The organism is Sorangium sp. So ce1153, from assembly GCF_051521595.1.
GTDB lineage: Bacteria > Myxococcota_A > Polyangia > Polyangiales > Polyangiaceae > Sorangium.
Genome location: NZ_CP150361.1, coordinates 10,890,141 through 10,901,378, shown reverse-complemented (window position 1 = coordinate 10,901,378; position 11,238 = coordinate 10,890,141). Strand labels below are relative to the sequence as shown.

The following is an 11,238-nucleotide window of genomic DNA, read 5'->3' as shown; positions in this document are numbered from 1 at the left end:
GCGCTCACCGCGCTCACGGCTTCAACTTCTCCGTGACGGCGCGTCCGCCCTCGGCCGCGCCCGAGAGGACGATATGGTCGATCCCGAACGGCCACTTCAGGTGCACGAACACGCGCCTGAGCTGCGCGTTCACCCCCGCGATCTGGAGCGACGCGACGGCCTTGCACCCGCCGTCGCGTCGCGTCGTCTCGATCACGAGCGGGCGCGACGGCAGCGCGCGCAGCGCGAAGCGCACGATGCCGGTCCCCTCCCGCGACGTGACGTCCTGGTGCGCGATGCCGTACGCCGGCTCCTCGAGCGCGGTGAGCCGCGACGTCGTGTCGGGCACGCGCTCGAGCTCCCGCCAGTAGGGAAAGACGGGACGTTCGCCGTAAGGCATGCAATTCGAATCGAGCCGCACGGCGTAGTGCACCTGATTCCGATTCTCGCTCTTCGCGATGAAGAAGGCGGACCGCACGTCGGATGGCCCGAAGCGCAAGGGAGCATCCGCCCGGGCGGGCACCGCGATGAGCGAGAGGGCCACGCACGCCGCGATCGATGATCTGCACGTCAGCATACGCGCATACTGCTCGTGCGCACTGAAGGAGCCGTGACAAGCCGGCGGATGCTGCGAGACACCCTGCGCTGGCGCGAGCCCTGCCCCCGCTCATTCGAGAGCGCTTGGCACGCGCCACCAGCTGCGTGGCACGTCAAGGGAAAGGAAGAGGATTGAACCGCCAAGGCACCAAGGACGCCAGGCGAGGGGAAGAGAATCTCTCGTCTCTTTCTCTCTCCTCCCTTGGCGCTCTTGGCGCTCTTGGCGTCTTGGCGGCTCAATCTTCCGAGCAGAGCGGCGCCCGCTCCAAGGAACAGCGGCCTCCGCCGTGGGGCGCTACCCGCCGCGCCCGGCACGAGGGACCACGTCATCGAGCGCGCGGCGCTGAATTCCCTTGCCCGCGCGGATCGGCGCGTGGATGCTCTCCCCGAAGCGCGGCTCGCGCAGAAAGGATGAGCGTCGAGGCCATGGATGAGCTGGTACGACAGGTCGCAGAGAAGGTTGGCGTCTCGGAGGACAAGGCCCGCGTGGCCGTGGAGACGGTGGTCAATTTCCTGAAAGAGAAGCTCCCCGCGCCGCTCGCCGCCCACGTCGACACAGCGCTCGGCGCGGCGGCTCCCGCCATCGCCAACCTGGACGTCGGCAGCCTCGCTGGCTCCCTGGGCGGCCTCTTCGGCAAGAAGTAGCATCGCCTCCCGCGCCGCGCGGAATTCGCGCTCTTCCACCGACCACCTCCACCTCTCCTGACGTCGACGACGAGGCCTCGGCGCGCAGCCGCGCTCCTGTCCAGGACGCGTCCTGGCATCGGGTCTCGCCCGGCGCAAGCAGGCAGCCCGCGCCCGCGGCGCTCGCTCCACGTACCCGACGTACCGACTTGACCCGGCTCGCGCCGCGCGGCCGCAGCCTCCACCTGGGTCGGGCCTTCGCAGCGCCCGCGCGCTCGCGCCCCCGGGAGCGGGGCGCCGGCGGCGCGGCGGGGACCGCAAGCCGGGAAAGGCGCGAGCTTCCTGGACGGCCCGCGCGCCGCGTTGGAACTCCGCTGCACAGGCCGGCTCCGGCATCGGGCTTGCGAGCGTCGAAGACCTGGAGAAGCTGCCGCCCACCACCCTCTTCGCGGGCGGTCCAGCTTCCGCGGCGAGAGGAGCGATATTCCATGGCGTCCGTGATCGGCGGCGAGGCCGCGTTCATCGGGTCTTTGACTGAACTGATCGAGCTCAATTGGTCCGCGGTGGACGCGCTGGCAGCGGCGCTCGCGCGGATGAGCCGCCCAGGCGACAAGAGCCGGCTCGCGAGCTTCCTGAAAGACCACGAACGCCACCTCGAGGAGCTCTCCGCCATCGCCCACGAGCTCGGCGACCCGCCCGCGGAGAGCGCCGTCCGACCCAGGCTGAAGAGCAGGGCGCTGACGAACGGGATCGTCGGCGACCGCGCCATCCTGGAGGCGATGAGGCATTGCGAGGAGGATAGCTGCGCTGCTTATGAGCGGATGCTCGCGTCCCGAGATGGCCTGTCCGACCGCGCGCGCGACGTCCTGCGGCAGTCGCTCGCGGTGGAGCGGCGTCACCGGGACTGGTTCTCGGAGCAGCTCGACTCCCGGCAAGGGCTGCTGCTCCTGCCGCTGTGACAGGCGCGCGCGTCTACATGGCTACGTGACGGTTCGCGCGTCGAGCTCGAGCAGCGCGGCCAGCTCGACGAAGCTGCCCACCGTGAAGTCGGGGCTCGCCTCCTTCAGCTCCTCGCGGCTGAACGACGTCGTGATCGCCACCACGGCGCAGCCCGCCGCCCGGGCCGACAGGACGCCGTTCTTCGAGTCCTCGATCACGAGGCACGCGCCCGGGCTCAGCCCCAGCCTCTCCGCCGTCTTCTGGTACGGCTCGGGGTGAGGCTTGGTCCGGCTGATCTCCTCGGCGGTCACGACGACATCGAAGAACGGGCGCAGGCCGAACCTGTCGAACGCGAACTCCTGGTTCTTCTTCGTCGCGGAGGTCGCGAGCGCGAGCCTGTCGAAGCGGCGCCGCGCCAGACGGATGAACTCCAGCGCTCCCTCGATGGGCGCTATCTTCTCGTGGAGCGTCCTGAACACCTCGTGCTTGTGGCCCACGACCTCCGCGGCCGACAGCGCGCCGCCGGCGAGCTCCCTCACGACATGCTCGACCATGTCGAGGTCGGAGCGCCCCCGGAACTCCACATAAAGGCGCTCAGGCACCGATATCCCGTATCTCTCGAACGTGATCCGCTTCGCCTCGGCGTGCAGCGGCTCCGTGTCGATGATGACTCCGTCCATGTCGAAGATTAACGCTCTGAATTGATCCATGTTCTCTCGGGCTCCGCTGCGCGCGCGGCTGCCGCGACGGCCACCCGGGCGAGGACCTGTCTGACGTCAGCGACTCGAACCATGAGGGTCCTTTGCAGCCGGTGGTTCTTCTTCCGCTGCCTCGTGTATCATCGACGCGATGAATCGTCCTCTGGTCCTTGCCTCCCTTGGCCTCGCCTCCTCTCTCATGGGCCTCGCGGGCTGCGACGAGCCCCAGAAGCCCGCCGCCGCCGCGGCCTCGGCCGCTCCTGCCGCGCAGGCGCCCGCCTCCGCGCCCGCCGCCGCGAGCCCGGCGGCCGTGGCCAGCGCGCCGCCGAAGCGGCAAGAGGTCGTGTGCACCAGCAAGAGCGACCCGGTGACCTTCTCTCATCCTGCGCTCGAGGCGAGGGTGCGGCAGCAGCTCCAGAAGCCCGAGGGGCCGATCGCGCGCGCCGACCTCAAGAACATCAAGACGATGAACCTGTCCGACGCCCAGGGGCTCGACGAGCTCGATCCGTGCATCTTCTCCGAGCTCACGGGCGTCAAAGGGCTCTACCTGCCGCCGGGCAAGATCGACGACCTCCGCCCGATCAAGGGGCTGCTCCGGCTCGAGTCGCTGCGCGTCTCGGCGACCCTGGTCAAGGACCTCTCCCCGCTCGCCGGCCTCGTCAAGCTCGACCGGCTCGACATCGGCCGCACGCCCGTGACCGACCTCTCCCCGCTCGCCGGCCTCACCAACCTGACCGAGCTCCAGATCGACGAGACCGAGGTGACCGATCTGAGCCCGCTCGCCGGCCTGAAGAAGCTCGAGATGCTGCAGATGAAGCGGACGCGCGTGAGCGACGTGTCGCCGCTCCGGGAGCTCAAGAGCCTGAAGAACGTCTACCTCGAGGGCTCGCGGGTCGACGACGCGAGCCCGCTCCGGACCATCCCCGGGATCAAGATCCACGAGGGCTGACGAGGCCGGGCAACGCGAGGCGCCGTCGCCCGCGGAGGGCTCACGGGAAGGCGAGAAGAACACCGGCGCTCCTTCCCGCCTCCCTGCTCGATGGACAGCGCTACGAGGCTCCGCGCCGCCGCCTCCGCGCCGCGCCGAGCGCCACCGCCGCCAGGAACCCGAGCTGCCAGCCCGCCGGTGCCCCGCCCGCGCTGCCCGCGCCGGCGGCCCCGCACTCGCAGCGCATCTGCCCGTGGATGCGGCCGTTCATGTACGGCTCGTCTTCCTCCGCCGCGCCGCCCGCGCCGCCGGCCCCGCCGGCCCCGCCGGCGCCCGCGCCGCCGCCTTCGCCCCGCGGCGGGGGCGGCGTGTCGATGACGTAGAGCGCCGGCCCGGAGCCCTGCGCCAGGAACGGGCGCGGCGGGAGCGCCGGCCCGAGCGGGAGCGCCGCCAGCCGCGCGGCCGGCCACACGGCGGCCCCGTCCGGATCGAGCCGCCACGCGGCGGCGGCCTCCTCGTCCGGCACGGCCCGCCGCGCGGCGCCGTCGACGAGCCACAGGGAGGCCGCGCCGTCGTCGCCGCGCACGAGCACCGGCGACGGCGGGAAAGCGTCGCCCTCGGGCAGCGCCGCGAGCGCCGCGTCCGGCGCGCTGGCGACGTCCCAGAACCGCGAGAACCCCCACGCGTCCAGCGCCTCGGCCCCGCCGAGCGGCCGCCTCACGCCGTCCGGCAGCTCGAGCGGGCACGAGAGCGCCTTCGGGCTCCCCTCGAGCTCGACCTCGTCGCCGCTCAGCGCGTCGACCCCGTACGCGCGGACCGCGTGCTCGCCCCCGAGCAGGCTGAGCGGCATCGGCGCCGCGAAGCCGTGCGCGCACGAGCCGAGCGGCGCGCAGAGGTCGTCCCGGTGCCGGTCCGCGGGGAACGTGTAGCCCTCGGCGCCCGCGTCGGTCGCCGCGGCGTCGAAGTAGAGCCGCGCGCCGCCCGGCGCGCCCTCCGCATCAGGGTCGCGGGCCCAGCCCGTGATCCCGGCGCAGCCCGCCGCTTCCAGCGCGCCCTCGGGCGGCTCGTTGAGGAGCGCCCGGTACGCGGCGACGAGCGAGGTGTACGGCGGCACGTAGACCATGCCGACGCCGCTCAGGGACTGCCGCACGTTGAAGTGCAGGTGAATCGTCGTGGGCGTGTCGCCGAAGACGTTGGACACCTTCCCGATGCGCTCTCCGCGCGACACGTCCTGTCCCGGCGAGACCTGGACATTGGACATGTGCAGGTAGTCGTAGCGGGTCCCGTCCTCGCCGGTGAGGTACACCGAGTAGCCGCCGACGCTGGTGATGGTGCCGTCCGCCACCGCGACGACCCAGTGCTTCCCCGCCTCGCACGTCGGCGGCCGGACGTCCTGCCCCTGGTGCCCCGCGCCGGAGGGGCAGAGCGGCATGTCCCACGACCGCGACTCACAGTAGTTGTCGCGCCACGGATAGGCGTAGTTGTCCGCGTCGCACTGGCCGCCAGCGGGGCCCGCGCTCCCGCCTTTGCTGTACACCTGGGAGTTGGCGAACGCGGGGCCCTCCTCGAGGGGAAAGCGCATGGAGGGCGCGTACACGACGTCGTCGGCGCGCCCCTCGCCGGAGCCTGGAGCGAGCTCGCCGGCCGGGTGGTACGCGAACGGATCGGCCGAGGCCGGGCGCGGCAGCAGCGCGAGCGCGGCCGTCGTGGCCAGCGCGGCCGCCGCGGCGACGCGGGGGCGCGGAGGGCGGGGCGGCGCGCTCATGGCCTGTCGCCCGCCTGCGCGCCGGCGCCGCCCACGTACACGAGCTCGGCGGCGAGCTCGCGGACGAGCGCGTCCGAGGCGCACGCCGGCGACTCCGGCGCCGCGCACTCGACGTCGAGCGCGTACGAGACGCCGTTCTCGAGCCAGGAGGCGGTCCAGATGCCCTCGTTCGCGGTGATGAACGCCGGCTTGCCGCGCACGGAGTGCGCGCCGCGGGCGGGGGGAATGCTCGGATATTTGCGGGAAAGCCGGGTCATCGTGAGCGAGACCGTGAGCGTCTCCGTCCTTGCCCAGAACGAAGTCCAGTGCTCCTTGGCCACGATCACCGGGGCCGAGAGGAGCTCGCGGCGGGACGGCACGAGCACGGGCACCTGCGAGGTCCTGGCGGCGTGGAACGCCGTCTTCGGGAGCGCCGCGAGCGCGCTCCGGTCGATCGAGGCGGCTTTGGGCCAGGTGACCGTCGTGATCACCGGGGCCACCGCCGCGGCCGCTGAAAGGGCGGCCGCCTGATCGCGCGGAGTCTCGGAGGGGGGAGCGGTCTGGTCGCACGCGGCGATCACAGCAGAGAGGATGGCGAGAACAGCCGTGGGCACGCCGCGCATGGGCCCTCCCGAATGGGGACCCTCGATTGTAGTCGAAAAAATGGACCCCAGACCAAGAGATGATGGGGCGCATGCGAGATGTCGCCGTGGTGTGACCGGGACGACTTGACGCTCTGCGCGAAGCCTCCACGAGCGGATGCGTCAGGAGAGCCCACGCTGCGCCGTCCGGGGTGCGGGCGCTGACAGATCGCTTGTGAATGTCGGCGTCTCGGCGTTTCGGCTCTCGTCAGGTTGCGCGCGACGCGCAGAGCGTATCTCGTGTTGCCGACGTCACGTCGGTACCTCGAGCGCCTTGTCCCTGCGAGCTCGCGAGCGGGGCTGTCGGTCGAGCTGGCGAAGCGCAGCCAGCGCCCGCGAGCGCGCGCCTCGTCGACCCCGGCGCCTCCCCGCCTCCTTGAAATCGGCGGATGCCTCGGCCTGGACGCCGAGGTAGCCTACAGGTCGCAAGCGATGGCGAACGCCGTGAGGAATCCTGGTGACGAAGCGCCCCAGCGCGGGCTCCGCGCCGACGCCCAGCGGAACCGCGGCAAGCTGCTCGCGGCGGCGGAGGCCGTGTTCTCCGAGCGGGGCGCGGACGCGTCGCTGGAGGACGTCGCGAGGCGCGCGCAGGTGGGCATCGGCACGCTCTACCGCCACTTCCCGACGCGCGACGCGCTCCTCGCGGCCGCGTGCGACGAGTGCCTGCTCGCGCTCACGGACAAGAGCCGCTCCATGGGCGAGTCCGCGGCGCCGGCCGAGGCGCTCCGCGTGTTCTTCGAGGAGCTCGTGCGCAACGCGGGCAGGTACCGCGGCCTCGCGGCGTCGTTCGGCGTCGTCCTCCAGAGCGGCTCGCCGGGCTGCCAGGCGGCGACGGAGGAGGGGCAGCGGCTCCTCGCGCGCGCGCAGGGCGCCGGCGAGATCCGGAGCGACGTGGAGTTCGAGGACGTCGTGTGCATGGTGACCGCGATCTCGCTCGCGGCGGCGCAGAGCCCGGACGCGGCCAGCCGCATCCCTCGCCTCGTCGCGCTGTTCATCGACGGCCTGCGCGCCCGCTCCGAGGGCGGGGCGCCCGCCGTCGTGTCAGAGCGTGGTGCCGCGCGCCGCCCGCGCTAGCGCCTGATCGAGCGCGCCCGCGCTGAACCCGACGAGGATCTGCCCGCGGACGTCGATGATCGGGATGCTGCCGCCGCGCTGGTGGCTCTTCGCGAGCTTGTCCTGCATCTCGGCGGCCGCGGCCGGGTCCTCCTCGATGTCCTTGACCACCGCGGCGACGCCCTTCGCGCGCAGGTAGTCCGCGGCCTGGTGGCAGGGCTTGCACCACGAGGCGCCGTAGATGATCACCGTGACGCCGCCGAGGTTGCTCGGGGCGGCCGGCCCGCCGGCGCCCGCGGAGCCGCCGGGGCCCGGCGCCGCCGGGGGCGGGGGCGCCGTCTTCGCGATGTGCTCGGCGCGCCGCTTCTCCAGCAGCGACTCCCACTCCCGCCGCGGCATCGTCCGGACCGCATAGGTGCCGTCCGGGCGCTTCTGCGTCAGATCCGCGACGTAGAAGGCGTCGCGCGTGCCCTCCGCCCGGTCCGAGAGCATGGCGCGCACGAGCGCGCGGCCCTCGGCCGGCACGTCGGCGGGGTGGAGCTCGACGTGGGTGTCGCCCTTCTCGTCGATCCACGTGAGCATCAGGTTCGCCGTGTCGTCGCGCAGCTCGAGCGGCGGCAGCTCGGCGACGGCCGGCGCCGGGGCGGTGCCGTCGTCGCGCTTCTCCCTGCACGCCGACGGGGCGAGCGCGGCCGCGGCGAGCGCCAGCAGCGCCGCCGCGAGGCGGGCGCGGCCGACGACGCCGGGGGCCGCCGCGCGGGTCACGCCTCGCCTCCCGCGGTCGCCGAGGCCCCGAGCTCCTCGCTGAGCGCCATCCACTCGGTCATCGCCGCGTCGACGCGCTTCGCGAGCGCCTGCTCCTTGCGCGCCGCCTCCGCGAGCTTCGCCCAGTCGCCGCCGGGGTCCTTCTTCAGCTCCTCGCGCATCTCCGCGAGCTGCGACTCGCCGGCGGCGATCTCCGCCTCGAGCTCCTTGATCCGCTTGCGCTTCCGCTCGGCGGCCCGCGCGGTCGCCTTGTCGCTCTCGAACGCCCGCCGGCGCGCCGCCGCGTCCCCCGCGCCCGCGTCGTCGGCGGGCGGCGGCATCGTCGCGCCGCTCCGGCGCACGGCGCGCGCCGGCTTCGCGCTTCGATCGGCCGCGCCGGCCGCGTCGGCCGCCGCGCCCCGCCGCTCGTCGCGCGGCTCCGGCGCCCCGCGCCCGCTCGCGGCGCGCGCGCTCGCGCCGCGCCCGCGCCCGCTCGCATCGCCGCGCTCCGCCTCGCGCGCCGAAGCCTCGCGCGCCGCCGCCTCGGCCGCGAGCTTCTCGAGGTTGTCGCGGTAGTCGCGGAAGCCGCCGGGGTAGACGTCCACGCGCCCCTCGCGCACGGCGACGATGCGCGTCGTCACCCGCTCGAGGAACCGCCGGTCGTGCGAGACGAGCAGCACCGTGCCCTCGAAGCCCGTGAGCGCCTCCTCGAGGATCTCGGCCGCGGGGATGTCGAGGTGGTTCGTCGGCTCGTCGAGGAAGAGCAGGTTGCGCGGCTCGAGGAGCAGCTTCGCGAGCGCGAGCCGGCTGCGCTCGCCGCCCGAGAAGCCCTGGACCTTCCGGAGCGCGTCGTCCCCGTAGAAGCGGAAGCGCGAGAGGTACTGGCGCGTGGCGTCGACGTTCATGTCGGCGCGGACGCTGCGGATCTCCTCGACCGCGGTCCGGGCCGGGTCGAGCGAGCCGAGGTGCTGGTCGAAGTAGCCCTGGCAGAGGTTCGTCCCGCGGCGCACGTCGCCGGCGTCTTCGGGCGCGCCCGCGCCGGCCAGCAGCTTGAGCAGCGTCGACTTGCCGGTCCCGTTGGGGCCGACGACGCCGACGCGGTCCCCGCGCCGGATCAGGAGCTCGACGCCCGAGAAGAGCGTGCGCCCGCCGCGGGCGGCGCCGAGCCCGCGCGCGTCGAGCACGATGTCCCCGCTGCGCGGGGCGGGCGCGAACCGGAAGCGGACCTTCTCGGCGGTCGCCCAGACGTCCTCGGGCCGGTCGATCGTCTCGAGCTTCTCGAGCATCTTGCGCCGGCTCTGGGCCTGCTTCGTCTTCTGGCCGGCGATGTTGCGCCGGATGAAGTCCTCGGTCTTGGCGACGAACGCCTCCTGCCGCTCGGCGAGCTCCCGCTCGCGGGCGAGGTCCTCCTCACGGGCGACCGCGTAATCGCTGTACTTGAGCGGGTAGACCCGGAAGCTGCGGTGGCCGAGCTCCATCGTGTTCGGGCAGACGGCGTCGAGGAAGGCGCGGTCGTGCGAGACGCAGAGGAGCGCGCCGCCGAGGCCGGCGAGGTGCTTCTCGAGCCAGGTGATGGTCTCGATGTCGAGGTGGTTCGTGGGCTCGTCGAGCAGGAGGAGGTCGGGCTCGATGGCGAGCACGACGCCGAGCTGGAGGCGGCCGCGCTCGCCGCCGGACAGGCTCGCGACGGGGCGGTCCATGTCGGCGGGCGTGAACCCGAGGTGGGCCGCGATGATCTCGACGCGGCGCTCGAGGTCGTCGCCGCCGGCGATGTGGTAGCGGTCGGTGAGGTCGCTGAGCCGGGCGAGGTCGGCCTCGCTGCCGCTGGCGGCGTCGTGCTGCGCGGCGGTGAGGGCGTGGCGCAGCTCGAGCACCTCGGCGAACCCGGAGAGAAAGGCGTCCAGCACCGTGCCCTCGGCCTGGAGCTCGTGCGACTGCCGGAAGTAGGCGACCCGGATGCCCTTGCGGATCACGACCGAGCCCGTGTCGGGGGTGAGCTCCCGGGCGACGAGGCGGAGCAGCGTCGATTTGCCGGCGCCGTTCGGCGCGACGAGCGCGGCGCGCTGGCCGTGCTCCAGGGAGAAGGTGATGCCCTGGAAGAGCTTGTCGGCGCCGTAACCGAAGCTGAGGTCGGCGACCTGGAGGACCGTCATCGCGGCCGAGTTCTAGCATGGGTCGGGCGCGCGCAAGGGCGCCCGGGGCGAGGGCCCGGGCACCCGGGGGCGCGGCCCCGGGCGCCCGGGGCGCCGGCCTGGGTCGCGCAGGGCGCGTGGGTCGCGCAGGGCGCGTGGGTCGCGCAGGGCGCGGGGGCCTGATCACGTGGACTGCCACGTGGACGGCGGTCGGTCCTGGCTGTGAAGGCGGGGACGAGGGGCGCCTCGCCCGCGCGGGCGAGCGAGGTGCGCTCTCGGGCTCAGGTCTCGGTCATCGCCGCCTTGAAGGCCGGGCGCTCCGCGATGCGGCCGAGCCAGCCCTTCAGGTTCTTCCGCTCGGAGAAGTCGATCTTGGCCGCCGGCAGGCCCCAGCCGAGCACGGAGGCGAGGTCGAGATCCGCCAGGGTACAGCGCTCGCCGGTGACATACGGGCGGCCGTCGAGGCGGCTGTCGAGGATGCGGAGCAGGTCATGGATCTCGGCCAGGCTCTGCTCGGCCTGCTTCTCGTTGTGCATCTCCTTGGGGAAATACTCGCTCGTGTTCCCCATGTAGCGGAACAGGGCGCCGGTGAGGCTGACCTGGCCCCAGACGAGCCAGGTCAGGGCCACGAGCTGCTCGGGCGTGCCGGGGGCCGGCCACAGGCCCTTCTGGACGCCGTAGCGCTCGCCGAGCGCGATCTGGATTGCCACCGACTCGAACATCGGGGTGCCGTCGATCACCAGGGTCGGCACCTTGCCATTGGGGTTGATGGCGAGGAAGTCCGGCTTCTTCTGGTCGCCGGCGCGCAGGTCGAGCCGGACGGACTCGTAGGGGACGTCGAGCTCGGCGAGAGAGACGCGGACGCGCCCGGCGCTGGACTGCGGAGCGTAATAGAACGTGATGGACATGCGGTTAGCCTCCGGCGCCCCTTGTAGTGGATCCGACTCGCCGCCGTCACGCCCAGATCGCGCGAGGTGCCCCCGATCCGTGCAGGAGATCCTTGCCACGGAGAGCAAGAATTCGACGTGAGTTGGAGGGTGAGCGCGGCCGCTCCTGGCTCGCGCGGCGGACGTCATCGCTGTGGTGCATCGCACGCCGCGCTCGCGGCGGACGCACGCCGTGCTCGCGACGGACTCTGGTCCCTCGCTGCTGGACCTCG

11 protein-coding genes are annotated in these 11,238 nt (G+C 73.0%); 4 read left to right on the top strand and 7 right to left on the bottom strand.

Going from position 1 to position 11,238, the window contains the following annotated elements:
* Window positions 1-13: 13 nt before the first annotated feature.
* Window positions 14-556: a DUF4833 domain-containing protein gene (locus WME85_RS39415; RefSeq protein ID WP_437828593.1), complete on the bottom strand. Its 543-nt coding sequence runs from the start codon at window positions 554-556 to the stop codon at window positions 14-16.
* Window positions 557-1,002: 446 nt separating this feature from the next.
* Between WME85_RS39415 and WME85_RS39410 the strand changes: the two genes are divergently transcribed.
* Together WME85_RS39410 and WME85_RS39405 are read left to right on the top strand one after the other, a co-directional pair.
* On the top strand, window positions 1,003-1,221 hold the full coding sequence (locus WME85_RS39410; RefSeq protein WP_436621381.1) for a hypothetical protein: 219 nt from the start codon (window positions 1,003-1,005) through the stop codon (window positions 1,219-1,221).
* A gap of 467 nt (window positions 1,222-1,688) precedes the next feature.
* Window positions 1,689-2,159: a ferritin-like domain-containing protein gene (locus WME85_RS39405; protein WP_437828590.1), complete on the top strand. Its 471-nt coding sequence runs from the start codon at window positions 1,689-1,691 to the stop codon at window positions 2,157-2,159.
* Between the two features lie 21 nt (window positions 2,160-2,180).
* On the opposite strand, the gene WME85_RS39400 is transcribed toward WME85_RS39405, so the two are convergent.
* Entirely contained in the window at window positions 2,181-2,849 is a 669-nt protein-coding gene (locus tag WME85_RS39400; protein WP_437828587.1) for an HAD family hydrolase, read from the bottom strand.
* A gap of 139 nt (window positions 2,850-2,988) precedes the next feature.
* Between WME85_RS39400 and WME85_RS39395 the strand changes: the two genes are divergently transcribed.
* The gene (locus WME85_RS39395; protein WP_437828584.1) at window positions 2,989-3,786 is read left to right on the top strand and encodes a leucine-rich repeat domain-containing protein; all 798 of its coding nucleotides are present in this window, start codon (window positions 2,989-2,991) and stop codon (window positions 3,784-3,786) included.
* A gap of 100 nt (window positions 3,787-3,886) precedes the next feature.
* Here WME85_RS39395 and WME85_RS39390 read toward each other — a convergent pair whose 3' ends face one another.
* Window positions 3,887-5,530, bottom strand: coding sequence for a M23 family metallopeptidase (locus tag WME85_RS39390; RefSeq protein ID WP_437828581.1), 1,644 nt, complete (start codon window positions 5,528-5,530; stop codon window positions 3,887-3,889).
* Window positions 5,527-6,132, bottom strand: a complete 606-nt coding sequence (locus tag WME85_RS39385) for a hypothetical protein (protein ID WP_437828578.1) — start codon at window positions 6,130-6,132, stop codon at window positions 5,527-5,529. The genes WME85_RS39390 and WME85_RS39385 overlap by 4 nt, the downstream gene beginning before the upstream one ends.
* Before the next feature lie 462 nt (window positions 6,133-6,594).
* Between WME85_RS39385 and WME85_RS39380 the strand changes: the two genes are divergently transcribed.
* Entirely contained in the window at window positions 6,595-7,224 is a 630-nt protein-coding gene (locus WME85_RS39380; RefSeq protein WP_437828576.1) for a TetR/AcrR family transcriptional regulator, read from the top strand.
* Here the strand turns inward: WME85_RS39380 and WME85_RS39375 are convergent.
* The 3 genes from WME85_RS39375 to WME85_RS39365 all read right to left on the bottom strand — a co-directional run bounded on the left by WME85_RS39375 (window position 7,192) and on the right by WME85_RS39365 (window position 10,987).
* The gene (locus WME85_RS39375; RefSeq protein WP_437828573.1) at window positions 7,192-7,968 is read right to left on the bottom strand and encodes a glutaredoxin family protein; all 777 of its coding nucleotides are present in this window, start codon (window positions 7,966-7,968) and stop codon (window positions 7,192-7,194) included. The two genes, WME85_RS39380 and WME85_RS39375, sit on opposite strands and share 33 nt — an antisense overlap.
* Window positions 7,965-10,100, bottom strand: coding sequence for an ABC-F family ATP-binding cassette domain-containing protein (locus WME85_RS39370; protein ID WP_437828572.1), 2,136 nt, complete (start codon window positions 10,098-10,100; stop codon window positions 7,965-7,967). The genes WME85_RS39375 and WME85_RS39370 overlap by 4 nt, the downstream gene beginning before the upstream one ends.
* A gap of 260 nt (window positions 10,101-10,360) precedes the next feature.
* Window positions 10,361-10,987, bottom strand: coding sequence for a glutathione S-transferase family protein (locus tag WME85_RS39365; RefSeq protein WP_437828570.1), 627 nt, complete (start codon window positions 10,985-10,987; stop codon window positions 10,361-10,363).
* Window positions 10,988-11,238 lie beyond the last annotated feature (251 nt).